Origin of the sequence: Pseudomonas sp. BP6 (assembly GCF_017875935.1) — a bacterium.
GTDB classification, from domain to species: Bacteria; Pseudomonadota; Gammaproteobacteria; order Pseudomonadales; family Pseudomonadaceae; genus Aquipseudomonas; species Aquipseudomonas putida_Y.
Genome location: NZ_JAGINI010000001.1, coordinates 3,297,949 through 3,324,086 on the forward strand (window position 1 = coordinate 3,297,949; position 26,138 = coordinate 3,324,086).

21 protein-coding genes and 1 tRNA gene are annotated in these 26,138 nt (G+C 59.6%); 10 read left to right on the forward strand and 12 right to left on the reverse strand.

Going from position 1 to position 26,138, the window contains the following annotated elements; translation table 11 throughout:
• Positions 1–18: 18 nt before the first annotated feature.
• The 5 genes from J3A98_RS15075 to J3A98_RS15100 all read left to right on the forward strand — a co-directional run bounded on the left by J3A98_RS15075 (position 19) and on the right by J3A98_RS15100 (position 8,206).
• Positions 19–4,641, forward strand: a complete 4,623-nt coding sequence (locus tag J3A98_RS15075) for an RHS repeat-associated core domain-containing protein (protein WP_209967129.1) — start codon at positions 19–21, stop codon at positions 4,639–4,641.
• On the forward strand, positions 4,632–5,060 hold the full coding sequence (locus J3A98_RS15080) for an Imm30 family immunity protein (protein WP_209967132.1): 429 nt from the start codon (positions 4,632–4,634) through the stop codon (positions 5,058–5,060). Before J3A98_RS15075 ends, J3A98_RS15080 begins: the two co-directional genes overlap by 10 nt.
• Before the next feature lie 634 nt (positions 5,061–5,694).
• Positions 5,695–6,213: a hypothetical protein gene (locus J3A98_RS15090; RefSeq protein WP_209967134.1), complete on the forward strand. Its 519-nt coding sequence runs from the start codon at positions 5,695–5,697 to the stop codon at positions 6,211–6,213.
• A gap of 330 nt (positions 6,214–6,543) precedes the next feature.
• A complete protein-coding gene (locus J3A98_RS15095) occupies positions 6,544–6,969 on the forward strand; it encodes an SMI1/KNR4 family protein (RefSeq protein WP_209967136.1) in 426 nt (141 codons plus the stop codon).
• Positions 6,970–7,528: 559 nt separating this feature from the next.
• Entirely contained in the window at positions 7,529–8,206 is a 678-nt protein-coding gene (locus tag J3A98_RS15100) for a DsbA family protein (protein WP_209967137.1), read from the forward strand.
• A 158-nt stretch (positions 8,207–8,364) separates the two neighbouring features.
• Here J3A98_RS15100 and J3A98_RS15105 read toward each other — a convergent pair.
• The 7 genes from J3A98_RS15105 to J3A98_RS15135 all read right to left on the reverse strand — a co-directional run bounded on the left by J3A98_RS15105 (position 8,365) and on the right by J3A98_RS15135 (position 12,967).
• Positions 8,365–8,440 (reverse strand) — tRNA-Gly (locus tag J3A98_RS15105).
• A 63-nt stretch (positions 8,441–8,503) separates the two neighbouring features.
• Positions 8,504–9,064: a CDP-diacylglycerol--glycerol-3-phosphate 3-phosphatidyltransferase gene (gene pgsA / locus J3A98_RS15110; protein ID WP_021783204.1), complete on the reverse strand. Its 561-nt coding sequence runs from the start codon at positions 9,062–9,064 to the stop codon at positions 8,504–8,506.
• A gap of 33 nt (positions 9,065–9,097) precedes the next feature.
• On the reverse strand, positions 9,098–10,921 hold the full coding sequence (gene uvrC, locus J3A98_RS15115) for an excinuclease ABC subunit UvrC (protein WP_064493178.1): 1,824 nt from the start codon (positions 10,919–10,921) through the stop codon (positions 9,098–9,100).
• 6 nt (positions 10,922–10,927) lie between these two features.
• Entirely contained in the window at positions 10,928–11,566 is a 639-nt protein-coding gene (gene uvrY, locus J3A98_RS15120) for a UvrY/SirA/GacA family response regulator transcription factor (RefSeq protein ID WP_003251380.1), read from the reverse strand.
• A gap of 63 nt (positions 11,567–11,629) precedes the next feature.
• Positions 11,630–12,019: a helix-turn-helix domain-containing protein gene (locus J3A98_RS15125; protein WP_209967139.1), complete on the reverse strand. Its 390-nt coding sequence runs from the start codon at positions 12,017–12,019 to the stop codon at positions 11,630–11,632.
• Positions 12,020–12,126: 107 nt separating this feature from the next.
• Positions 12,127–12,570 (reverse strand): GNAT family N-acetyltransferase, encoded by a 444-nt coding sequence (locus J3A98_RS15130; RefSeq protein ID WP_176682230.1) that lies wholly within the window; start codon positions 12,568–12,570, stop codon positions 12,127–12,129.
• 10 nt (positions 12,571–12,580) lie between these two features.
• Positions 12,581–12,967 carry a DUF488 family protein gene (locus J3A98_RS15135; RefSeq protein ID WP_209967141.1) on the reverse strand — a complete coding sequence of 129 codons (387 nt, stop codon included), beginning with the start codon at positions 12,965–12,967 and terminating at the stop codon, positions 12,581–12,583.
• A gap of 128 nt (positions 12,968–13,095) precedes the next feature.
• Between J3A98_RS15135 and J3A98_RS15140 the strand changes: the two genes are divergently transcribed.
• Complete coding sequence (locus tag J3A98_RS15140) at positions 13,096–14,712, forward strand: inorganic phosphate transporter (RefSeq protein WP_209967143.1); 1,617 nt, start codon at positions 13,096–13,098, stop codon at positions 14,710–14,712.
• A gap of 1,377 nt (positions 14,713–16,089) precedes the next feature.
• Here J3A98_RS15140 and J3A98_RS15145 read toward each other — a convergent pair.
• The 3 genes from J3A98_RS15145 to J3A98_RS15155 form a co-directional block, all read right to left on the reverse strand.
• Positions 16,090–16,785, reverse strand: a complete 696-nt coding sequence (locus J3A98_RS15145; protein ID WP_209967145.1) for a glutathione S-transferase N-terminal domain-containing protein — start codon at positions 16,783–16,785, stop codon at positions 16,090–16,092.
• Positions 16,786–16,872: 87 nt separating this feature from the next.
• Entirely contained in the window at positions 16,873–17,370 is a 498-nt protein-coding gene (locus tag J3A98_RS15150) for a PaaI family thioesterase (RefSeq protein WP_003251394.1), read from the reverse strand.
• 57 nt (positions 17,371–17,427) lie between these two features.
• Positions 17,428–18,810, reverse strand: coding sequence for an amino acid permease (locus tag J3A98_RS15155; RefSeq protein WP_176682226.1), 1,383 nt, complete (start codon positions 18,808–18,810; stop codon positions 17,428–17,430).
• 257 nt (positions 18,811–19,067) lie between these two features.
• Here J3A98_RS15155 and gcvA point away from each other — a divergent pair, with 257 nt between their 5' ends.
• On the forward strand, positions 19,068–19,964 hold the full coding sequence (gcvA, locus tag J3A98_RS15160; protein ID WP_003251398.1) for a transcriptional regulator GcvA: 897 nt from the start codon (positions 19,068–19,070) through the stop codon (positions 19,962–19,964).
• Positions 19,965–20,143: 179 nt separating this feature from the next.
• A complete protein-coding gene (locus J3A98_RS15165) occupies positions 20,144–21,394 on the forward strand; it encodes an aspartate aminotransferase family protein (protein WP_209967148.1) in 1,251 nt (416 codons plus the stop codon).
• A 3-nt stretch (positions 21,395–21,397) separates the two neighbouring features.
• Here the strand turns inward: J3A98_RS15165 and J3A98_RS15170 are convergent, their stop codons facing one another.
• Complete coding sequence (locus J3A98_RS15170; RefSeq protein WP_209967149.1) at positions 21,398–21,700, reverse strand: hypothetical protein; 303 nt, start codon at positions 21,698–21,700, stop codon at positions 21,398–21,400.
• A 211-nt stretch (positions 21,701–21,911) separates the two neighbouring features.
• Here J3A98_RS15170 and J3A98_RS15175 point away from each other — a divergent pair, with 211 nt between their 5' ends.
• Together J3A98_RS15175 and fusA are read left to right on the forward strand one after the other, a co-directional pair.
• Complete coding sequence (locus tag J3A98_RS15175) at positions 21,912–22,337, forward strand: hypothetical protein (RefSeq protein WP_176682223.1); 426 nt, start codon at positions 21,912–21,914, stop codon at positions 22,335–22,337.
• 73 nt (positions 22,338–22,410) lie between these two features.
• Positions 22,411–24,522, forward strand: a complete 2,112-nt coding sequence (fusA, locus tag J3A98_RS15180; protein WP_209967151.1) for an elongation factor G — start codon at positions 22,411–22,413, stop codon at positions 24,520–24,522.
• Between the two features lie 129 nt (positions 24,523–24,651).
• On the opposite strand, the gene J3A98_RS15185 is transcribed toward fusA, so the two are convergent.
• On the reverse strand, positions 24,652–26,094 hold the full coding sequence (locus tag J3A98_RS15185; protein ID WP_021783216.1) for a SulP family inorganic anion transporter: 1,443 nt from the start codon (positions 26,092–26,094) through the stop codon (positions 24,652–24,654).
• Positions 26,095–26,138: the final 44 nt, after the last annotated feature.

Sequence of the window (26,138 nt, forward strand, 5' to 3'; positions counted from 1 at the left end):
GCTAGGAGCTTACCGCCAATGGCGCAGACCGTTCACGCCGCCCGAATGGGCGACGCAATTCTTCATCCATCGCTTGCCGCTGAAATGATCAGCGCAGTTGCCGAAGCCGTTATCTATGCAGCGGCCACCGCGGCCGTCGCCGCAGCCATCAGCTTGGCCGTGGTTGGCACCGTAGCCACTGGCGGTGCGGCTGGCGTCGCCATCGCCGCAGTCGCGGGTGTGGCAGTCGGCACAATGAGCACCCTTTCCGTCGGCGAAGACCAGACTGTCGGCGATGCCATCTCCAGCTTTTGCGACAGCCTTGGCAACAGCGTGGTCTCGCCCGATCCCTACGGAAAAATCGAGAGCGGGTCAACCAATGTGCTCATTAACAGTGAGCCCGCTGCGCGCGCGGCCGGCACCACGGGCCCACCTGGAGGCGGCGCAGCCGATACTGAACAAGAGGAACCGTCCATCCTGGAGAACGTTGGTTCCATGGCCATGGCTGCGGTGCCTTATCTCGTCCCGTTCGTGGGGCTGGGGATGGCCATACGTGACATCTTCAACCCGCCCGTGACCACACCGGCCGACCCAGGCTCGGAGCCTGCGAAAGGAGACAAGATCAGCTGTTCGCGCCACCCGCCCCTGCCAGACACCTTCATTGCGCAAGGCTCGGACAAGGTATTCATCAATGGCCAACCCGCAGCGCGTTCAGGTGACAAGACCACCTGCGATGCCACGATTGATGTGAATGAAAACGTATCGCCCAATGTGCGCATCGGTGGCGGTACGGCGACGGTCCGGGACATTCGCAACGGCAAGAGCAAGATTGCGATGTTTACCGGGATTATTGCGGGGATGCTTATCTCCCGAAGGTTTGGCCGCATCAAAGGGTGCACATTAGGCAACCCGGTTGCTGTTGCCACAGGGAGCAAGCTGCAGGAGGGTCCGGAGGACATCGACTTCAATCTCCCAGGCTTGCTGGGCATCCAATGGGCACGGCGCTACGACAGCAGGGACATGCGCAGCGACGGTCTACTGGGGATGGGTTGGAGTGTCCCTTATGAAGTTGAGCTGGCCCGCGTCCCACATCCTCAAGGCGGTACGCTGTGGATCTATATCGACAACGACGGTAACCGACTGGAACTGGGCCGGCTCAGTGCCGGTGATGCCTTCGTCAGTGCCGTGGACGGCTTGGCCTTCTTCCAGCTGGGGGACGGCCAGACCGTTGTCGAAGATATCCATGAAGGGCTTTATCGGGTCTTCAATACCGACCCGTTGAATCCGAAACGCTCACGGCTGATCAGGCTCGGCGACCGCAATCTCAATTGCCTCGACCTGCTGTACGACGAACAAGGGCGCCTGAAAGCCCTCTATGACAAGTACGGCCAAACGGTCGTGCAGCTTCACTATGCCGCCAGGCATCCCCAGCGTGTCAGTGAGGTATCACGGGTGTTCCTGAAAAACGGTGGAACACCGACGGTAGAACACAGCGAACTGCTGGTCAGCTATCGCTACACCGACAACGGGCAACTGCATGAGGTATTGGATGCGACGGGTCAACGAGTCCGCCGCTTCACTTACACCCCCGAGGGCCATCTCAATAGCCATCAACTGGCTAGCGGTGCTGTCCGCGAATACGAATGGGCCCGCTTCGCCATTCCTGAAAAGCGCCCTGCCCCCAAGCGCCTAGACGGTACACCCTACCGCTTGCCTCCACTGCTGGAGCCCCATCCCGATCACGAGTGGCGGGTGATTCGTCACTGGGGCAGCGATGGTGAAGAGTACCGGTTCGAGTACAACCTGGAAGCCGGTGAAACCCTCGTCACGGACAACCTCGGCCGCAGTGATCACTACTACTGGGGGCCACTGTACGAGGTCTATAAACACATCGACCCTCAGGGCAACTGCTGGCAGGCGGAAGTGATTGCCGGACAGCTGATCAAGCGCATCGATCCGCAAGGGGGGGAATGGCGCTACAGCTACGACGATATCGGCCGCCTGATCGAAACCCGCGATCCCCTCGGCCGCAGCGAACACATCAAATACTTGCGACATTGGGCACTGCCCGTCCAGGTCACCGATACAGCCGGACGGACTCGGCAATACGGCTACGACAGCCACGGCAATCTGCTCTGGCAGCAGGACCCGCTGGGGCGCGAGACACAGTACCAATACGACCCGGAAGGCCGTGTTACCCAGGTCACCGATGCCCTCGAAAAGAGCAAGTACCTGAGCTGGAACACGTGCGGTCAGTTGCTCAGCTACCGCGACTGTAGCAATGCCCAGACGCTGTATCACTACGACGCCCATGGCCGCTTGCGCGAAAGCATCAATGCCCGGGGTGAACACACCCACTTCCGCTACGACGCACGTGGCTATCTGGTCGAAAGCGAACGCCCGGACGGCCGCATTGACCGCTATGAGGTCGATGTTGCCGGTCAGCTGACGCGCTATATCGACCCTGCCCAGAAAACCCTGCAATTTCGCTACGACCCCAGCGGCCGGCTGGTCGAACGCACGGACGCCATGGGCTACAGCGTGAAGTTCCGCTACGACGCCTATGGTCGACTACTGCAACTCACCAACGAGAATGACGAGTCATACCGCTTCGGCTGGGACGAACTGGACCGGCTGGTGGCACAAAAAGACCTGGATGGCAGTGGCCGCCTCTATGCCTACAACGTGCTGGATGAGGTCATTCGTCTTACCCATGTGCCCTCGCCTGACGAGCAGCCGCCGCTGTCCGACAACGCCCCGCCGACACGAACGACTGCCATTCGCCATGACTTCGAGCGGGACGCCATCGGCCGGCTTGTCAGCAAGCGCACCGAAGATGGCACCACCGACTACCGCTACGACGCGGCCGACAATCTGCTGTCCATCACCTTCACAGACAACAAAGGAGAAAAACAGCAACTCGACTACACCTACGACGCCAACGGGCAACTGCTCAGCGAAACCAACAGCGCTGGCTTGCTGCAGTACCGCTACGACGAACTGGGCAACCTGCAGACGCTAGTCCTGCCCGACCAACGCGAACTCAACCATCTGTACTACGGCAGCGGGCACCTGCACCAGATCAACCTGAACGGCCGGGTGATCAGCGATTTCGAGCGTGATGCGGTGCACGACGAGGTCCTGCGAACCCAAGGCAAACTGGTCACCCGCACGCGCTACGACACCAGCGGTCGCCTGGCCGGCAAGGCTATTCACTACCGCGATGCCCCTGCTGAAGTGCTGCCACTGCTGGACAAGGCCTATCGCTACGATGCCAGCGACAACCTGGTTGCCGAGGTACTGACCCAGACCCAGCGCCGTGGGATGACCAACGCCGCCAATGACGAAGACGCGCATCTCGAACAGATCATCGGCCGCTTTCATGACCTACCCCACACGGGCAAGACTTATTCGGGACACAACCGTTATGGCTACGACCTAAACGAGCAACTGCAAACCGTCCAGCAGTCACGCCCCAACTGGCAAGCCACGCAGGTCGAGGATTTCAAGTACGACAAAGCCGGCAATCTGTTCGACGGCCCCAAGCTCAATGGCCTGATCAAGCACAACCGGGTGTTGGTGTATCAGGACAAGCGCTACCGCTACGACCGCTTTGGGCGGCTGTGCGAGAAGCGGATCGGTAGCAATTGGGTGCAGTATTTCGAGTATGACGCCGAACAGCGGCTGGTTTGCGTGGAGCAGTACCGCAGTGGCGAGCGTGAGCGGGTGGTGTTTGCCTATGACCCGTTGGGGAGGCGGATTAGCAAGGAGGTTTATCAGAGGGACTATCCAGAGCCGCGTCGGCGGGTGCTGTTTCACTGGCAAGGGTTGCGCTTGCTTCAAGAAGTGCAGAGTGGGTTGGCTAGCTTGTATGTGTATGCCACTGTGGAGAGCTATGACCCGTTGGCGCGGGTTGACGGTAAACCTGGCAGCGAAGCAGTTCACTATTTTCATACCAAACTGGCAGGTCTGCCTGAGCAGTTGAGTAGCTCTGATGGCAAAACAATCTGGCAAAACGATCATCAAGGTTTGGGAAACACACCTTCTGAGTGGCACAGCCCGCAGCAGGCGCGAGAGCAGAATTTGCGGTTTCAGGGTCAGTACCTTGACCGGGAAACGGGGCTGCATTACAACACGCTCAGGTTCTATGATCCGGATATAGGTCGTTTCACGACGAGCGATCCGATTGGCTTAGAAGGGGGGTTAAATCTTTATCGCTTCGCACCAAATACGAATACTTGGTTTGACCCATTGGGCCTTAGCCCATTGTTCCCCGGAGAAGGTGAAGCAGGCGTTTTCGGCAAACTTCCCGGCGCTCCTGGCGATAACCTCACAGGTCATCATATGCCATCAGCTGCTTATATGAAAAGGAACTTTGGAATCAGCCCTCAAAAATCGGTAGCAATGCAGATGGAACATATCTACCCTTCAGGCACAGGGAGGCATTCCTTGACACGCACGTTTAAAAGAGCCCCACTCTTGTCAGAATCACCACGTGACGCCTTAGCGAGAGACATTTGGGATGCCAGAAAAATTTACAGGAAAGAAAATTTGTACAACCTCACGATAAAACAAGGATTACGAAACTCGATACATCTCAACAAATCACTATTCCCTGACATTTTTCAGAAAAATCAAAAAGATAGCCGGCCATGCCCTTAAAAAATCAACTCCATAAATATTCACAACTCGAGTCAAACACCGCCATTGACGAATTTACGGATACACTTAAAAAAATGGCGTTAACGGGGGACAGACAGTACATTCCAGAGATGCTCTCTTACTTGGACGACGAGTCTGAACACGTAGATGTAATGAAAGACATCGTAGGCATGGCTGAGTCTTTTAACGTAGAGGACTACATCAAAGCCGTACTTGACTCAACGATATCCCTAGCAGAAAAATCTCCAGACTGGCTTGATTACATCATATATCGAATCACGAACTCCGAACAATACACCATAGCATACAAAAACACACTACAACTACATTCAAAAAAGAAAGAAATAAGCAATCAACTCAGAATGTTTTTAATTAGAAATCCAGAAAAAATCAAGAGCATTGAATTCATCCTACAATAATTATAATTAGCAAAGATCGCGCAGAATTTGAAGCACTTCTTAAACCACAACAACATCAACTACCAGACCGTTCACAAATCCAATTTGCATCCAGGCGAAAGCGTAATTATAAGATCAAATCGGCGGGGTAGTCCGACCCCGCCAGTTTTAGAGAAAAATATCTATCTAATAGCTTCCTAACCTATTTCGTCGCTACCCCGCGTAAAAAATCGTAAGGCACCACGACTCGCCAGCCCATTCCGGGGCATGTATAAAATGCCCCAGACGAACGACCGCCATCCGCCATGACTTCGAGCGGGACGCAATCGGCCGGCTTGTCAGCAAGCGCACCGAAGATGGCACCACAGACTACCGCTACGACGCGGCCGACAATCTGATGACAAGGCAGCCCTCTACAAAAAGGCAAAAATCAATGAACCAATATCTTCACGATGGATCAGCCACCACATTGAATACCACCCAAAATCCAACGAAATGTCCATGCAACTTGTAAACCCAAAGTACCATAGGCATCCCCACATAGGTGGCGCACATGAATTCAGTTTTATCACTGGCTTTAAATATGGAACGCCCGAAGCTATAGCTGAGGCAACAAAAAGAAACGCCACCTACACCAGACCGAAGGGAGCACAATATGGCACAGCCAAAAATATTTACCATTAACAAACTTACATTCAACGACTCTTACCCAGGACTAGATGCCACCATAATTGAGTCAATGCTACCCTCAAAATTTAAAGACAGGGAGCATTTTATCGACTTCTACTCAAGATACAACAGAGGATACTTTGATGGAGGAGCATTCATATACAGAGATTTATTTTACAAAATAACAACTAAAGACCCCAATCTTTTGGAAATAGAGTCTTTCCATTACATTGAGACACCTGGCATTCTCCAACATCCAAGACTCCTGTCGACAATCGAGGTCATTAACAACAAAAAAATTAGCTACCCAGGAAACCCTGAATTCTTCCAAAACAACATCCCGTTCGCCGGAAATTGCGGGGACAATGACTTCTGGCTTGACACCGTAACCGGCAGTGTGAAATACACCGCGATGGAAGATGATATAGACCCCAACAGTGCAATATTAGTAGCACCAAGCTTTTTAGATTTCTACACTCAAATCCAAGGCAGTCGAAGAAGTTAGCAAATATGCCGCGAGTTAGTCTTCCACCCAGGTCTCCGATGCCCTCGAAAAGAGCAGATACCTGAGCTGGAACACTTGCGGTCAGTTGCTCAGCTACCGCGACTGCAGCAATGCCCAGACGCTGTTACTACGACGCCCATGGCCGCTTGCGCGAAAGCATCAATGCCCGGGGTGAACACAACCACACCCACACAGCGATTAAAAAGGACACGGAATCAGTAATCGAGCAGAATTTAATTTCTGGAAAAGAGCGTTTTGGGCGAATCAAGCCTCTAACTATCTGCAAAATAGAATCGACGCTAAATCATCCTCACCTGCCAGGTGCCCATAATGGACAACATCCTTCAGAAAAGAATTGAAAAATTAGTTGAGAACGATAATGGTCTCCGCGGACGACCGGCGACCGATAACGAAATAAAAGCCGCAGAAATAAATTTAAATATCAAATTTGACACCCAGTACATTGATTTTATAAAAATTTTCGGCGGAGCATTTTGCGGCATTGCAATTCACGCCTTCGATAACGGTGATATGATAGGCAGCGAAACAGTAACTGAGTTAACTCAGCGCTTTCGACAATACACTACCAACCTTTCTAATGAGCTCATGAACTCATATGTAATATCGGACGACGGCGCAGGCAACCCAATACTGATCAGCCGAATCGGCCATATATTAATCTATTTTCACGACAGTGGAGAAACGGAAGTTCTGCATACCACATTCAACGACTTGCTAAACCAAGCATTATCATAGAGATAACGTTACAAGCATGCGGGTCACCGTATTAGGGAAAATCCGTTGATTCGTGCGTCAATCCAGATACGCAAGACAAGGCAACAGGACCAGAGAGTAACGCTTCAGCCGCTTGCCCGATTCGCCTTGGCCTACCTGAGGAATCAAACCGTGAATCCCCTCGCCAGCAAAACCGAAGCTCAGAAAAGCTGGCTGATTGAGCAGGGCTTCCAGATTCAGGCATGCACCTGCGCTGACGCATGATGCCTGCAGGCCATGCGTTTAAGGGGTAGAGGGACATTGTGTGAATTTACTTCCAAACCGCCGCGGCGCCACTTCGATCGAAAGCGTTTAACCCCGCGGCGTCCATCGTTGAAACAAAGGTGGAGCCGTTGTTCCGCACCGTGCCACCCGTTCGTATCTGGCACTGGCGATGACGGAACCTGAAGAGCAAGCCTGCGTCATAGCCTCATGCAGCAACTCGGCATCAGTGGACTCGATGCCGCCCTCCGCATGACTCAGGATGGAAACGGCGTACCGGTTTCGAGCCGTTTGATCTGGAATTGCCAGGAGCAACAACATGCGCAAACGGATGAGTGCAACCAACCTAAAGTGGGCCTGCGGCTGGCTCGCAGCCGCGGTTTTGGCACTGTGCTGGTGGCTGCCGCTACCTTTTCGTTCTACCGCCGATGATGGCCCGCAGCGGATCTACGGCAACCCCGAAGCGCGCTTCACCATCACCCTCTACGCCGACCTCGAATGCCCGCGCTGCCAGGCCTACCTACTGCAACTGCAACGCTGGATCGTCACCAACGATCACGTCAACCTGGCCTGGCGTCACCTGCCTCTCCCCCAGCATGAACCGGCCGCCAGTCGGGAAGCGCGACTGATCGAGTGCCTGGGCCAGCGTGAGAGTCGCGAAGGCGTTTGGGGGGCGGTGCTCCGAGTCTACCTGCATACCCAAGGCAACGGCCGTGGGTTGGCTGCTGGACACGACTATCCGGACATCGGCCCGTCCCTGCAACGCTGCCTGGCTGGCGAACGGGCTGCCCAAGTCGTGGACACGCAAAAAGCGCAAGCCTTGGAGAACGGATTCAACGCTACACCCACGCTGCGCCTGACCGACAATCACACCCAGCACACGCTGATCCTGGAAGACCCAATCGATCCAGATGCCTTGCTGTCCGCAGTGGACCTGTTGAGCGCATCCGAGATTTTTGAAATGCCCGCTGACGTGATCAGCGATATGTCCAGGTAGCACACGACGTCACGGCCTGGGCGCCGCGTTGTGGTGTTTGTACTTGAATTTCGTGGAGGGATGGGGATTGAAGCAGAATGCATTCGAACGAAAAAAGGCCCCTAAGGGCCTTTTTTCAACGACTTACAGACTTCGACTGAAACCTGTAGATCTTTATTTGGAGCGGGAAACGAGACTCGAACTCGCGACCCCGACCTTGGCAAGGTCGTGCTCTACCAACTGAGCTATTCCCGCGTCGTGATGGGTGCCATTCTAGCGATTTCTAAAACAGCGTCAACCCCTTGATTCAAAAAACTTTTATTTTTTTTCCGAACCTTCGCGCAGGTGCGGCCAGGCGGCCAGCAGGTAGTGCACCATCGACCACAGCGTCAACCCCGCCGCCACCAGCAGCAGCCCGTAGCCCAGGATCACCCAGAACGTTACCGCTGGCGGGTTGCCCAGCAGGATCACCAGCGCCAGCATCTGCGCCGCAGTCTTCCACTTACCGAGGTTGGACACCGCCACATGTGCTCGAGCCCCTAGCTCAGCCATCCACTCGCGCAGCGCAGACACCACGATCTCGCGACCGATGATGACCGCCGCCGGCAGGGTCAGCCAGAAGTTGGCGTGGGTCTGCACCAGCAGCACCAGGGCCACTGCCACCATCAGCTTGTCGGCCACCGGGTCGAGGAAGGCGCCGAACGGCGTGCTCTGCTGCAGTCGACGCGCCAGGTAGCCGTCCAGCCAATCGGTGGCGGCGGCAACCGCGAATACGCTGCTGGCAGCCATGTAGCTCCACTCATAGGGCATATAGAAGAGCAGAATGAAGCACGGAATGAGCAGGACGCGTAGAACGGTGAGCAGGTTTGGAATATTCATCGGTACGACTGGCCGCAAGTTGAGCCCGGCATTCTACTCGCTATGCAGGCTGGCATAAATTGATTCGGCAAGCTTTTTACTGATGCCGGGGGCTTTGGCGATTTCATCGATACTGGCGCGGTTGAGCTCCTGTAAGCCGCCAAAATGTTTCAGCAGATCGCGGCGGCGCTTGGGCCCTACCCCAGCCACATCTTCAAGGCTGGAGACTCGACGGGCCTTGCCACGGCGGGCACGGTGGCCGGTGATAGCGAAGCGGTGGGCTTCGTCGCGGATCTGCTGGATCAGGTGCAAGGCCGATGAATCGCCCTTGAGGGTGAATTCGTGATGCACATCGTTCAGGTACAGGGTTTCGAAACCCGCCTTGCGTGTGACGCCCTTGGCCACACCGAGCAGGGTCAGGTCGGTGAAGCCCAGCTCCTGCATCACATCGCGGGCCATGTTCAGCTGACCCTTGCCACCGTCCACCAGCAGCACGTCGGGCAACTTGCCCTCACCGTCCTTGATGCGCCCATAGCGGCGGGTCAGGGCCTGATGCATGGCCGCGTAATCGTCACCTGCGGTGACGCCTTCGATGTTGAAGCGGCGGTAGTCGGACTTGATCGGCCCTTCGGGGCCGAACACCACGCAACTGGCCACGGTAGCTTCACCACTGGAGTGGCTGATGTCGTAGCATTCCAGGCGTTGCGGCACTTCATCCAGGCCCAGCACTTCGGCCAGGGCCTCGAAGCGCGCAGCCATGTGCTGGCGGTTGGCCAGGCGGGCATTCAGCGCCTGCTCGGCATTGGTCACTGCCAGTTGTTGCCAGCGGGCGCGGGTACCACGCACCCGGTGGCTGATGGTCAGTTCGCGGCCACGCAGCGTGTGCAGTGCTTCGGTGATGGCGTTGAAGTCTTCGTGCACAACATTGACGATCAACTCGCCGGGCAACTCGCGCTCTGCGTTGCCCAAGTAGTACTGGGAAAGGAATGCGGCCATGACCTCGGCCACCTCCTCCTCGATGCCTACCTGCGGGAAGAAGTTCTTGCTGCCCAGTACTCGCCCGCCGCGCACGCTGATCAGGTGCACACAGGCGCCACCCGGGTTGACGAAGGCGGCGATGACGTCGACATCACCGCTGCCGCCCTCGATGTACTGCTGGTCCTGCACGCGGCGCAACAGGGCGATCTGGTCGCGCAGCTCGGCGGCTTTTTCGAAATCGAGGGCCATGGCGGCCTTCTCCATCTCGGCGTTCAACTCATTGCCCAGTTGCTGGCTACGCCCTTCCAGAAACATCACCGAATGGCGCACGTCCTCTGCGTATTCCTCGGCAGTCACCAGGTCGGTGCAGGGCCCTTTGCAACGTTTTATCTGGTATTGCAGGCATGGTCGGGTGCGGTTGGCGTAGTAGCTATCTTCGCACTGACGCACTGAAAAAGCCTTTTGCAGCAGGCTGAGGCTTTCGCGAATGGCCCCGGCGCTGGGGTACGGGCCAAAATAACGGCCCTTGGCCTTTTTCGCCCCCCGGTGAATGCCCAGGCGCGGAAACTCGCCATCGGACAGAAACACGTAGGGGTAGGACTTATCGTCGCGCAGCAGGATGTTGTACGGCGGCCGCCATTCCTTGATCAGGTTCTGCTCCAGCAGCAACGCCTCGGTTTCGTTGGCGGTGATGGTGGTTTCAACCTGGGCGATGCGCGCAACCAGCGCGGCGGTCTTGGGCGCAAGGCCAGTCTTGCGAAAATAGCTGGCCAGGCGCTTCTTCAGGTTCTTGGCCTTGCCCACGTAAAGCAGCCGGGCTTCGCCGTCGAACATCCGGTAAACGCCCGGGCGACCACTGCAGGTCGCCAGGAATGCGCTGGCATCAAAGACTTGGGACATGAGGTTTTACAGGCTTGCGTCAACCATACCGTGGCGAACGGCCAGCAAGGTCAATTCGACGTCGCTGGTGACCGAGAGTTTTTCAAAGATCCGATAACGGTAAGTATTGACGGTCTTGGGCGAGAGGCACAACTTGTCGGAGATGATCTGCACTTTCTGGCAGCCGACGATCATCAGGGCAATCTGGATTTCCCGTTCGGACAACGCGTCGAACGGAGAGCCCTGCGGCTGGAACGGTTTCAGCGCCAGCTGCTGGGCGATCTGCGGGCTGATATAGCGCTGGCCGGCAAAGGCCAGACGAATGGCCTGGACCATTTCGTCAAGGCCCGCACCCTTGGTCAGGTAGCCGGCAGCGCCGGCCTGCAACAGGCGTGTGGGGAACGGGTCTTCCTCGCACACCGTCACCGCCACTACCTTGATGTCAGGATGGCTGCGCAGCAGCTTGCGGGTGGCCTCCAAACCGCCGATGCCGGGCATTTTCACATCCATCAGCACAACGTCCGGCTTCAGCTCCCGGGCCAGTTTCAGTGCCGACTCGCCCGAGTCTCCCTCACCCACCACCTGCAGGCCGTCGATGTCGGCCAACATCCGTGTAATACCGGTTCGTACCAGATCGTGATCATCGACCACTAAGACCCTAATCAAGCACACACCTCGTCAGCAGGGCGATTGGATCCCGCCACCTTAACAAAATTTTTCACGGTGGGCCTAACGCATTGCTTCCTTCAGAAACGACTGACGTTCGACGGTGAGAGGCCTCACGATTTGCCGGGGCTTGGCGTCGTTGGCCAATCGCCCCAAAAGGTGCAAGAGCGCCGCCTGATCGTCCAACGGTAACTCCCGAAAAGCCTCCAGCAAACCGGACTCATCCGCGCTCAAACCTTCGAGCGCTGCCGGAGTGCGCAGGCCGCTGAGTACGTACAGCGCATCCACGCCCCTGGCCGCCAATGCCGCCAGGTAATCGACCCGCGGCGTGCGTTCACCGCTTTCGTACTTGCCCTGAGCGTTGGGCTCGACCCCACCGATATCGCCAAATACACGCTGGGTCATACCCAGCCGCTCACGCTCTTCCCGCAGTCGCGGACCGATTCCGTTCATAGGGGCTTCTCCTTTTCCCTTGTATCCTCAAACACGGTCTACCCGCCTGCAGGCAGCCGTAAATGTGTGGATCCACTATGCCCATGCTCTGTGGCTGCGACAAGCCATCATTTAGCTACTACGTTGATATCTCGCTGCATCCGCACAAAGCAATCGTCCTCACCCATCTCGACGAAGCCGTGACGCTGGTACAACAAGCGGGCCGGGTTGCTGCGGAACACCATCAGCCGCAACAGTGGGAGGCGCCGCTGCCTGGCCCACAGCGCCAGTTCTTCCAGCACCCAGCTACCGACGCCCCGCCCACGGTGTTCAGGCAACAGGTGCAACTCGCGGATGAACAGTGCCTGGCGGTCCTGGCTGAGGCTGCAAAAACCCAACAGGGTGTCACCTTCGATCACCAGCCACTGCTCGCGCCAGCCCCAGGCTGCGTCGAAGGCTTCTTCGATCCACAGCAGGTCGTATTCGCGGTAGTAGGGCAACATGGCGCGGCGCGTGAGGTCGCGGGCGAAGGTACAGTGAATGTCTTTGGCGGGAATCAACTGTAAGGGCATCGCATCGCACTCATTGGGCATAACACACCGGCGAACTGCCAGGGCCACACCGGTCCAGTTCGTTTTCCAACCAGTCGGCCAGCACCCGGGCATTGTTGTGCTCGCTGTCCTTGCCGGCATACAGCAATGTCAGCGTCCCCTTCCTGGCCATGTCCAGCAGCGGATACCAGTGCTCGGGGTGGGCCGCCAGTTCCTGCTGGTAACGCTGGGTAAAAACGGCGAAATCCACTTCACCCTGGTGGAATGCCTTACGCAATTCATTCGAAGGTGCCACTTCGCGCAACCACTGCCCATGGAGGTCTTCCTTGCGTTTGTTGCGCGGCCACAGGCGGTCGACCAGTACACGCTGGCCATCTTCATCCTCAACCGCATCATAGACACGCTTGCAGCGGATCATGGGCGTCTCCTGCCATTACCGTCCGTCTTGAGCCTAGATAATTCATTGATCGAGGTCACGGCCGGGTTACGAATTGTTTCTATGCTCAAGGCCTTCGGCATTTTCGCCCAACGCCAACCGGAGCCCCCATGGCAACCCCGTCAGTGGCCAGCACCCCACAACTGGTCCAACGCGACGCGCGCCCGCAGCTCTCCCACAAGCCTGGGCGTGCCACCTTAACGTTGTTCTTCAGCCTGCTGCTGGCTGGTATCGCCTACACCGCCTGGAGCCTCAAGCAGGATGTGACCGCAAGCGGTACGGTCATCACCACGGCCACACCGTTCCTTCTGCTGGGCCTGGCGCTGCTGATTGCCCTGGGCTTCGAGTTCGTCAACGGCTTCCACGACACCGCCAACGCGGTAGCCACAGTGATATACACCCATTCGTTGCCGGCCCCGGTCGCGGTGGTGTGGTCTGGGCTGTGCAACTTCCTGGGCGTGCTTTTCTCCAGTGGCGCGGTGGCGTTCGGCATCATCGCCCTGCTACCGGTAGAGCTGATTCTGCAGGTCGGCTCTTCGGCCGGCTTTGCCATGGTTTTCGCCTTGCTGCTGGCGGCGATCATCTGGAACCTTGGCACCTGGTGGCTGGGCCTGCCGGCATCGTCCTCGCACACCCTGATTGGCTCGATCATCGGCGTGGGCGTGGCCAATGCGCTGATGCATGGGCGTGACGGCACCAGCGGCGTGGATTGGGCCCAAGCCAGCAAGGTGGGTTATGCCCTGCTGTTCTCACCGCTGATCGGTTTTGCTTGCGCAGCCCTGTTGCTGCTGGCCCTGCGTGCGCTGGTCAAACGCAAGGCCCTGTACCAGGCACCGGAAGGCCAGACACCGCCACCGTGGTGGATCCGCAGTCTACTGATTCTGACCTGCACCGGGGTATCGTTTGCCCACGGCTCCAACGACGGCCAGAAAGGCATGGGGCTGATCATGCTGATTCTGGTCGGCACCCTGCCGATGGCTTACGCGCTGAACAAGACCATGCCCAACGAGCAGGCCCTGCAGTTTTCCGCTGTCGCCGAGGTAACGCGCCAGGCACTGGTACGCAGCGACCCGAAAGCGGCCCCGGCTGACCCGCGCCAGGTACTGACCCTATTCATTGCCGAGCCCAAGGCCAGCCCGCACCTGGTACCGGCATTGGCGGCGCTGACCGGGATGATCGGCGAAGAGGTCAAAGGCTATGGCTCGCTCAAGCGCATACCGGCTGAGGCCATGGCCAACGTGCGTAACGACATGTACCTGACCAGTGAAGCCATCCGCCTCATGGAGAAAAACAACCTGGTGACATTCGATGCCGACACCCGCAGCCAAGTGCAGTTGTTCAAGGCCCAGCTGGACGACGCCACCCGGTATATTCCGCTGTGGGTGAAGGTGGCTGTAGCCATCGCGCTAGGGCTGGGGACCATGGTTGGCTGGCGACGTATTGTGGTCACGGTTGGCGAGAAGATCGGCAAGACCCACCTCAGCTATGCCCAAGGCGCATCGGCCGAAGTGGTGGCGATGTGCACCATTGGCGCGGCGGATATGTTCGGGCTGCCGGTGTCGACCACACATGTACTGAGTTCGGGGGTGGCCGGCGCCATGGTCGCCAACGGGTCGGGGATTCAGAAACGCACGTTGTTCAATCTGCTGATGGCCTGGGTGCTGACCTTGCCAGCGGCAATGCTGTTGGCTGGCAGCCTGTACTGGTTGCTGAACCACATCTTCTGAACCCGTACGCCGCCTGTAGGAGCGGGTTTACCCGCGAATACGGTAGCGGCGGCAACGGTGAACGGCGGGTGGGGATTGGCCAGCAGGCCCGGCCCTTTCGCGGGTAAACCCGCTCCTACGAGGGCCTGCGCCCAATCACCGACCTGTGTCCACCACCAATCCGGCGTAGGAGCGGGTTTACCCGCGAATACGGTAGCGGCGACAACGGTGAACAGCGGGTGGGGATTGGCCAGCAGGGCCGGCCCTTTCGCGGGTAAACCCGCTCCTACGAGGGCCTGCGCCCAATCACCGACCTGTGTCCACCACCGATCCGGCGTAGGAGCGGGTTTACCCGCGAATACGGTAGCGGCGACAACGGTGAACAGCGGGTGGGGATTGGCCAGCAGGGCCGGCCCTTTCGCGGGTAAACCCGCTCCTACGAGGGCCTGCGCCCAATCACCGACCTGTGTCCACCACCGATCCGGCGTAGGAGCGGGTTTACCCGCGAATACGGTAGCGGCGACAACGGTGAACAGCGGGTGGGGATTGGCCAGCAGGGCCGGCCCTTTCGCGGGTAAACCCGCTCCTACGAGGGCCTGCGCCCAATCACCGACCTGTGTCCACCACCGATCCGGCGTAGGAGCGGGTTTACCCGCGAATACGGTAGCGGCGACAACGGTGAACAGCGGGTGGGGATTGGCCAGCAGGGCCGGCCCTTTCGCGGGTAAACCCGCTCCTACGACGACCGGCGCCCAATCACCGACCTGTGTCCACCACCGATCCGGCGTAGGAGCGGGTTTACCCGCGAATACGGTAGCGGCGGCAACGGTGAACAGCGGGTGGGGATTGGCCAGCAGGGCCGGCCCTTTCGCGGGTAAACCCGCTCCTACGACGACCGGCGCCCAATCACCGACCTGTGTCCACCACCGATCCGGCGTAGGAGCGGGTTTACCCGCGAATACGGTAGCGGCGACAACGGTGAACAGCGGGTGGGGATTGGCCAGCAGGGCCGGCCCTTTCGCGGGTAAACCCGCTCCTACGACGACCGGCGCCCAATCACCGACCTGTGTCCACCACCGATCCGGCGTAGGAGCGGGTTTACCCGCGAATACGGTAGCGGCGACAACGGTGAACAGCGGGTGGGGATTGGCCAGCAGGGCCGGCCCTTTCGCGGGTAAACCCGCTCCTACGAGGGCCTGCGCCCAATCACCGACCTGTGTCCACCACCGATCCGGCGTAGGAGCGGGTTTACCCGCGAATACGGTAGCGGCGACAACGGTGAACAACGGGTGGGGATTGGCCAGCAGGGCCGGCCCTTTCGCGGGTAAACCCGCGCCTACGGGCGACCGCGCAGGCGTTTCGAAGTTTGCGCAAGGCTGTTGTCCCTGCACGGGTTGATCAACCCGGGATTTTCAGGCCACGCTGCACGGCTGGCCGTTCGAAGAAATTCGCCAGCACGCGCTGCACTTCCTTGAACTGGTCGAAGCCCACCAGGTCACGGGCGTTGTAGCGCTCCACCAGGTTACGCACCCAAGGGAAGATGGCGATGTCGGCGATGCTGTATTCCTCAGCCATCCACTGCCGACCTTTCAAATGCCGATCCAGCACGCCCAGCAGCCGCTTGGACTCGTTGACATAGCGGTCACGCGGGCGCTTGTCTTCATATTCCTTGCCAGCAAAGAAATGGAAGAACCCGACCTGGCCGAACATCGGCCCGATGCCACCCATCTGGAACATCAGCCACTGCAGGGTCTGATAGCGCTGGGCGGGGTCCTGGCTGAGCAGCTGGCCGCTCTTCTCCGCCAGGTACTGCAAGATCGCCCCCGATTCGAACAGCGGCAGCGGCTGACCACCCGGCCCGTTAGGGTCGAGGATGACGGGGATCTTGTTGTTCGCGCTGAGCGAGATGAATTCGGGGCTCAATTGGTCATCATTGTCGAAGCTGACCCTGTGCGCCTCGTAAGCCAAGCCAATCTCTTCGAGCATGATCGACACTTTCACCCCGTTGGGCGTCGGCAGCGAGTACAACTGCAGGCGTTCGGGATGTTTGGCGGGCCATTTGCGAGTAATGGGGAAAGCACTGAGATCGGTCATGATCAACCTTGCCAAGGGAATGAACCTGTCACTCTAGAGACATCCCCAGCCGCTGACCATCACCGACCACTCATCAGCGTTAACAGCTCAGGCCTGGCCGTGGGCCTTGAGCTTGAGCTTTTCGGTATCGACGCGGACAAACACGGAGTCGGCGGTCACAGTCAGTACATCCTCTGCCCAGACTTCGCAGATGACCCGGCTCTTGCGCCCCACTTCACCTTCGACACGCGCCTTGAGCAACAGCTCGACGCCCATCGGCGTAGGTTTCAGGTAGGTCAGGTTGAGCGTGCCGGTAACGCAGTCGATACGCGGCAGGCTGCCCGGCTCGCGGCCTTCGTTACGGTAGTGGTAGGCCATCGCCGTCCAGTTGGAGTGGCAGTCGACCAGCATCGCCAGCAGGCCACCGTAAACCAGGCCAGGCCAGCCGATGAAGGTGCTGTCGGGCGAGTGTCGGCACACCAGATGAACACCGTCGGCGTCCCAGTGGCTTTGCAGGTGCAGGCCGCTGGGGTGGGAACAGCCGCAGCCGTAGCAGGTACCCTCAGGCGCCGCGAGGGCTTGAAGGGAAAGTGTGTGATCAGTCATACGCTTCCTGTGCTTGTTGGAATGGGGGCGCGCAACGCCCCCATTAAAGCAGAAACATCAGGCCGTCTGGGCAACCATCTTGGCACGCCGCTGGGTCAGCGAAACCAGCAGGATGAACGCGGTCACCCCAGCGGTCATCAGCGTTTCGTAGCGGTAGGCATCGCTGAACAGCATGTAGCCCAGCACCATGACGATGGTGCCGATCACCAGCCAGGTCAGCCATGGGAACAGCCACATCTTCAGCTCCAGCGGGCGCCCTTCACGTTCGGCACGGGCACGCATGCGCAGCTGCGACACGGCAATGACCAGGTACACCAGCAAGGCGATGGCGCCAGTGGTCGACAGCAGGAAGCCAAACACCTTGCCCGGGAACACGTAGTTGACGAAGCAGCCTGCAAAACCTGCCAGGGTGGAGAAGATCACCGCTACGGTCGGCACGCCGGAACCGGAGATGCGCTTGGTCACGCTAAGCGCCTGACCACGAGCGCCAAGCGAATAGAGCATGCGCGACGCGGTGTAGAGCCCCGAGTTCATGCAACTTGTCACCGCCACCAGCACCACCAGGTCAACCAGCAGCTTGGCGCCCGGCACGTTCAGCACTTCCAGTACACGCTGGAACGACCCTACCGCTTTCAGCTCGGGGTCGTTCCAGGCCACCAGCGACACCACCAGGAAGATCGACGCCAGATAGAAGATGGCGATGCGGTACACCACCAGGTTGGTGGCGCGGCGAATCTTGTCTTTCGGGTTGGCGGTCTCGTCAGCCGCGATGGTGACAATTTCGGCACCGAAGAACGAGAAGATGGTGATCAGCACGCCCCCAAGCACCGTCCCGAAGCCATTGGGCATGAAACCACCGCTGTCCCACAGCCGGCTGACCCCGGACACCTCCGCCAGCGGCCAGAAGCCGAACACAGCCAAGGTGCAGACCCCGATGAAGCCAATGATTGCGACCACCTTGACCAGCGCGAACCAGTACTCGAAGGCACCGAAGTTCTTCACGCTGACCAGGTTGGTGCAGGACAGCACCAGCATGATCAGGAAAGCGAACAGCCAGGAGGGCACGCCAGGGAAGTAGGCATGCAGGATATCGGCACCGGCAATGGCCTCCACCGGAATGATCAACACCCAGAACCACCAGTACAACCAGCCGATGGTAAAGCCTGCCCAAGGGCCAATGGCTTCCGTGGCGTAGGTGGAAAATGAGCCGCTGTTGGGGTTTGCGATGGCCATTTCACCCAGCATGCGCATCACCAGCAAGACCAGCAGGCCAGTCATGGCGTAGGAGATGAGGATGGCCGGGCCGGCGGTGGCAATGGCGTTGGAGGACCCGATGAACAACCCGGCGCCGATGATGCCGGCAATGGAGATCATGGAAACCTGACGGGAAGTCAGGCCGTGCTGCAGTGAGCGCTGTTTCTTGTTGTCTTGCGAAGCCATGAAGAACCCTCGAATGGGTCGGCCGCAGCAAAGCGGCTGAAGGTCTGAGCAGAATTCTTATAAATTTCTGATGTGTGTTGTTGTTGTTTTTTGCAGATGACCGAAGCGGGTATTGACCTCCTCTTCGCATGACCGGTTGTAATCGTTGATCCAGGTCAGTATTAATCTATAGGCCGGGGTCAACAAACGACCTTTTCGAACCACATAATTCCTTTATGGAATGAACTCCTTCCTTTTTTGCTCGGTATTTGCCCGTCATGTCCAAACGCCTGATGCCTTCGACCACCGCCCTTCAGTGCTTCGAAGCGGCCGCCCGCCACCTCAGTTTCACCCGCGCGGCCCAGGAACTGCACCTGACCCAGAGCGCCGTCAGCAAGCAGGTCGCGCAGCTTGAGGACATGCTCTCGCACTCGCTGTTCCAGCGTATTCGCCGACGCCTGCACCTGACCCCGGCCGGCGCGCTGTACCTCACCGAAGTGAACAAGATCCTCACCCAGATCGACATATCCAGCCGCTACATCCTCAGCTACGGCGACGAAACCGAAGTGCTGCGCATCGCCACCCAGCCGACCTTCGGCGCCCGCTGGCTGGTGCCCAGGCTCAAGGGTTTTGGTGACCGCTACCCACGGATTCACCTGGATGTGCGCAACGAGCTAGAGCCATTCGACCTGGTACAGGCCAAGGCTGACGTCGCCTTTTTCTTCGGCCAGGGCACCTGGCCCGGGGCAACCTGCATCGAGTTGTTCAGCGAAGAAGTGGTGCCCGTGTGCAGCCCGCAACTGCTGGCCAGCCACCGTTTCGACAGCGCCCAGGCGCTGACTGAGCACCGGCTGTTGCAATGCGTGTCGCGGCCGGAGGCCTGGCACGAGTGGTTCCTGGGGCTTGGGCTGCATAGCCAGAACAGCTACCACGGGCCGCGCTTCGACACGTTCTACCTGTGCATCCGCGCCGCCATTTCCGGCTGCGGCATAGCCCTGATTCCCCGCTATCTGGTGGCCGAAGAGCTGAGCGAAGGCAAGCTGGTGGTGGCCTGGGACCACCCTGTGGCAAGCAACGGGAGGCACTTCATTGCGCATGCCGAGCATGCGGCCGAAGTGCCCAAGATCAGAGCCTTTGTGCAGTGGATCCGGGAACGGGTGGCTGAAGGGGATTGATTTGACCTGCCCCGGCCTCTGGTAGGAGCGGGCTTGCCCGCGAAGAGGCCGGCACAGCCAACCAAAAAAACCGGCCAGATCACGAATCCATGGAATGACCGCAATCGAATAATTCGTTTGCGGAATAACCTTCCGACACGCTTGGATAATAAGAAACTCGAACAAGGTCCGCGTGCCCCATGAACCAGGAAAGTATCAGCCAATCCATTGCCATCGTTCACCCGATCACACTTTCCCATGGCCGTAATGCCGAAGTCTGGGACACTGACGGCAAACGTTACATCGACTTCGTCGGCGGTATCGGCGTGCTCAACCTGGGCCATTGCAACCCCGCTGTAGTCGAGGCCATCCAGGCTCAGGCCACCCGCCTGACCCACTATGCCTTCAACGCGGCCCCTCACGGCCCGTATCTGGCACTGATGGAGCAACTGAGCCAGTTCGTCCCGGTCAACTACCCACTGGCCGGCATGCTCACCAACAGCGGCGCGGAAGCGGCGGAGAACGCCCTGAAAGTGGCCCGTGGCGCTACCGGCAAACGTGCCATCATCGCTTTCGACGGCGGCTTCCACGGCCGCACCCTGGCCACCCTGAACCTCAATGGCAAGGTCGCCCCCTACAAGCAGCGGGTCGGCGAGCTGCCCGGGCCGGTGTACCACCTGCCCTACCCCAGCGCGGATACCGGGGTTACCTGCGAGCAGGCGCTCAAGGCCATGGACCGTCTGTTCAGCGTCGAGCTGGCGGTGGAGGACGTCGCAGCGTTCATCTTCGAACCGGTACAGGGCGAAGGCGGCTTCCTTGCCCTTGACCCGGCCTTCGCCCAGGCCCTGCGCCGTTTCTGCGACGAGCGCGGCATCCTGATCATCATCGACGAGATCCAGTCGGGCTTCGGCCGCACCGGCCAGCGCTTCGCGTTTCCGCGCCTGGGCATCGAACCCGACCTGCTGTTGCTGGCCAAGAGCATTGCTGGCGGTATGCCGCTGGGTGCAGTGGTCGGGCGCAAGGAATTGATGGCGGCGCTGCCCAAGGGCGGCCTCGGTGGCACCTATTCAGGCAACCCGATTGCCTGTGCGGCGGCCCTGGCCAGCCTGGCGCAGATGACCGACGAAAACGTTGCAACCTGGGGTGAACGGCAGGAACAGGCCATCGTCAGCCGCCATGAGCGCTGGAAGGCCTCGGGCCTGAGCCCATACATCGGCCGCCTGACCGGCGTGGGCGCCATGCGAGGGATCGAGTTCATCAATGCCGATGGCAGCCCGGCACCGGCACAACTGGCCCAGGTGATGGAAGCGGCCCGAGCCAAGGGCCTGCTGCTGATGCCCAGCGGCAAGGCGCGGCACATCATTCGCCTGCTGGCACCGCTGACCATCGAGGCCGAGGTGCTCGAGGAAGGGCTGGATATCCTCGAGCAGTGCCTGGCAGAACTGAGCTGAGGCTTACAGGCCCAGCTCTTGCGGGGTGAGCATGTCGGACTCGAAGGCGATCCAGCCGCCTTCCAGTTCGGCATGGCCGTTGACGATCGGGCCGTAATAGGTCAGGCCGTTCTCCAGGGTTACGCAAATGTGCGTGGCCGGTTTCTCTGGGGCCGCGAGCGTACCGACGAAATGCACCTTCTTCAGGGTTTCGGTCACCGCTTCCAGGCCCACGCGCATCTTGGGGTTTTCCGAGGCTTCGGTATCTCCGCCACGGTCTTCGGCGCTGATGGTCACGGTGGCGATGTACGGGTACTTGGTGCTCAAACGGGGTTACCTCGGTGGGTGTATAGGCGTAGGGGCGCGTAGAGTACGGCAGGCAGTCTCTGTTGTCTCTACTGGCCTCTTCGCGGGCACGCCCGCTCCCACAGGGATCGCATGTTGCTTGGGGTATGCGGGGCACCTGCAACAGGTGATCTGAATGCCCCGATCTGTTAGGGTGCCCGCCGATGCACGCCACACCACACGAGGATCCCGAGTGAGCGCCGAAGAACCCCTGATCGCCGACCTGTTCGAAGTCGACAAACGCCTGTCCCTCAAGCCCGTCGTGGACTTCAACAGCTACCTGCGCAACGCCTTCGGCGAGGGCCCATGCCACTGCCACCGCTGCGTAGAAGGCGCCGACCAAAGCACCTACAGCCACGCGCACAACTTCACTTTCGAAGGCCGCCAGTGGCACCGCCGGTTCGCCAGCACCGCCGGTAGCGACGTCGCCCAGGTGTTGAAAAAAGCCTGGCTGTCGTACACCAAGGCTGATCTCACCCTGATCGGTGCGCTGGACCTGACCACCCTCAAGACCTTTACCGAGGCCGCCCTGCACGCGCGCCTGCTGGCCTTGCTGCCGGCCAGCGGCCTGGCCCGCGAAGTGGATGGCCAGTGGATGCTGCAAGCCCTGGCCGACTGACAGCCCGGCGGCAGGGCAGGATTCCACCGGTCTGCTAACTTGGTGGAATCCGCCCACCCACAGGTAGTCCGCCATGGCCCGCACAACGCCCATCGAGCTGTACCGCAATATCGGCATCGTCGCCCACGTGGATGCCGGCAAGACCACGACCACCGAGCGGATCCTGTTCTACACCGGGGTCAACCACAAGATGGGCGAAGTGCACGATGGCGCGGCGACCATGGACTGGATGGCCCAGGAGCAGGAACGCGGCATCACCATCACTTCGGCGGCGACTACGGCGTTCTGGCAAGGCTCGACCAAGCAGTTCGCCCACAAGTACCGTTTCAACATCATCGACACCCCAGGCCACGTCGATTTCACCATCGAGGTGGAGCGCTCATTGCGCGTGCTCGATGGCGCGGTCGTGGTATTCAGCGGCGCTGACGGCGTCGAGCCGCAGTCCGAGACCGTCTGGCGCCAGGCCAACAAGTATCACGTGCCACGCCTGGCCTACATCAACAAGATGGACCGCCAGGGTGCCGACTTCCTGCGCGTGGTCAAGCAGATCGATCAACGCCTGGGGCACCACCCGGTGCCCATCCAGCTGGCCATCGGTAGCGAAGAGCACTTCATTGGCCAGATCGACCTGGTGAAGATGAAGGCCATCTACTGGAACGATGCCGACCAGGGTACCAGCTACCGCGAAGAAGATATCCCCGCCGAACTGCAGGCACAGGCCAACGAATGGCGTGCACACATGATCGAAGCCGCAGCCGAGGCGAATGACGAACTGCTGACCAGGTTTCTCGACGGCGAAGAACTGAGCATCGAAGAGATCAAGGCCGGATTGCGCCAGCGCACCATCGCCAACGAAATCGTACCGACGATCCTAGGCTCATCGTTCAAGAACAAAGGCGTGCCGCTGATGCTCGACGCGGTGATCGACTACCTTCCCGCCCCGTCGGAAATCCCGGCAATCAAGGGCACCGACCCCGACGACGACGAAAAGCACCTGGAACGCCACGCCGACGACAATGAACCGTTCTCGGCGCTGGCCTTCAAGATCGCCACCGACCCCTTCGTCGGCACCCTCACCTTCGCCCGGGTGTATTCCGGTGTGCTCAGCTCCGGCAACGCGGTGCTCAACTCGGTCAAGGGCAAAAAAGAGCGCATTGGCCGCATGGTGCAGATGCACGCCAACCAACGCGCAGAAATCAAGGACGTGTGTGCCGGCGACATCGCCGCACTGATCGGCATGAAGGACGTGACCACCGGCGACACCCTGTGCGACATGGACAAGCCGATCATTCTCGAACGCATGGACTTCCCCGACCCGGTGATTTCCGTAGCAGTGGAGCCAAAAACCAAAGCCGACCAGGAAAAAATGGGGATCGCGCTGGGCAAGCTGGCCCAGGAAGACCCCTCATTCCGCGTGCGTACCGATGAAGAGACCGGCCAGACCATCATCTCGGGCATGGGCGAGCTGCACCTGGACATCATCGTCGACCGCATGCGCCGCGAGTTCAACGTCGAGGCCAACATCGGCAAGCCACAGGTGGCCTACCGCGAGAAGATCCGCAACACCTGCGAGATCGAGGGCCGCTTCGTTCGCCAATCCGGCGGCCGCGGCCAGTACGGCCATTGCTGGATCCGTTTCGCCCCCGGTGATGAAGGCAAAGAAGGCCTGGAGTTCATCAACGAGATTGTCGGCGGCGTGGTACCGCGCGAGTACATCCCGGCCATCCAGAAGGGTATCGAGGAGCAAATGAAGAACGGCGTGCTTGCCGGCTACCCACTGATCAACCTCAAGGCCGCCGTGTTCGACGGCTCGTACCACGATGTCGACTCCAACGAGATGGCCTACAAGATCGCCGCATCAATGGCCACCAAGCAGTTGTCGCAGAAAGGTGGCGCAGTGTTGCTGGAGCCGGTGATGAAGGTTGAGGTGGTGACGCCGGAGGAGTACCAGGGCGACATCCTCGGCGACTTGAGCCGACGTCGGGGCATGATCCAGGACGGTGATGAAACGCCGGCTGGCAAGGTGATCCGTGCCGAAGTGCCGCTGGGTGAAATGTTCGGCTACGCCACCTCGATGCGCTCGATGACCCAAGGCCGGGCAAGCTTCTCGATGGAGTTCACCCGCTATGCCGAGGCGCCTGCGAGCATTGCCGACGGCATCGTCAAGAAGAGCCGCGGGGAATGATGCAATCGCCTGTGCCGGCCTCTTCGCGGGCCCGCCCGCTCCCACAGAATGGCCGCAGGCCCAAACATTGTGCCCCCCCTGTGGGAGCGGGCGTGCCCGCGAAGAGGCCGGTACAGGCCACAATCAAGCTCAGTGCTGCTCGCCAGCCCGCTTCAGCAGCTTCTTGCACCGATCCGACAAATGCACCACGCGCAAATGCTTGCCCGCCTTGGCATAGCGCTCGCGCAGGGTTTTCAGCGCCGCAACCGCCGAATAATCGACAAAGCTCAAATGCTGGCAATCCAGCGTGACCTGCGCCGGGTCCCCGGCCGTGTCGAACTGGTTGAGGAACGAGGTGGTCGAGGCGAAGAACAGCGTGCCATGTAACTGATAACGCTTGCCGCCCCCCGCGTCCTCATGGGTGTCGGCATACAGCTCGCGCGCATGCTGCCAGGCAAAGTTGAGCGCCGCGATGATGATACCGAACAGCACCGCCATGGCCAGGTCAGTGAACACCGTGACCACGGTCACCGCAATGATCGCCAGCACATCATTTACCGGCACCTTGTGCAACACTCGCAACGACGCCCAGGCAAAGGTCTGCTGGGCCACCACGAACATCACCCCGACCAGCGCTGCCAGTGGAATACGCTCGATCAGCGGCGACAGGAACAGCACGAACAGCAGAATCATCACACCGGCCACTACGCCCGACAACCGGCCTCGGCCATTGGAGCTGAGGTTGATCACCGTCTGCCCGATCATCGCGCAGCCGCCCATGCCGCCGCACAGGCCCGACACCATGTTCGCAGCGCCCAGTGCCACACACTCGCGGTCCGGGAAGCCACGGCTCTCGGTGATTTCATCGGTCAGGTTGAGGGTGAGCAGGGTTTCCAGCAGGCCGACCATGGCCATCAGCACCGCATAAGGGGCGATGATCTTCAGGGTTTCCAGATTCCAGGGCACATCCGGCAGGGCCAGCCCAGGCAGGCCACCAGCGATGTGCGCCATGTCACCCAGGGTGCGGGTAGGCAGCCCGAGCAAGTACACCAGCAGGCCGACACCGAGGATCGCCACCAGAGCCGGCGGCACCGCGCGGGTCAGTTTCGGCAGCACATAAACCACCGCCATGGTCAGCGCCACCAGGCCGACCATCAGGTACAGCGGCGTGCCAGTGAGCCAGTGTTCGCCGTCCTTGAAATGCTCCAACTGAGCCATGGCGATGACGATGGCCAGACCGTTCACGAAACCGAGCATGACCGGGTATGGCACCAGGCGCACCAGCTTGCCCAAGCGCAGCACGCCGAACAGGATCATGACCACGCCGCCCAGCAGCACCGTCGCCAGCAGATACTGCGCGCCGTGCTGCACCACCAGCGCGACGATCACCACCGCCATCGAGCCGGCAGCGCCGGAGATCATCCCCGGCCGCCCGCCGAACAGCGCCGTCAGGGTACAAATGATGAACGCGCCATACAGGCCCATCAGCGGGTTGAGGTGGGCCACCAGGGCAAAGGCGATGCACTCGGGGACCAAGGCGAACGAGGTGGTGAGGCCGGCGAGCAGGTCGGCGCGTAGTCGGGCGGGCTTCATGGGCTTCCTGTGGTTCAGTCCGGAGGACGATTTAAAAACGAGGG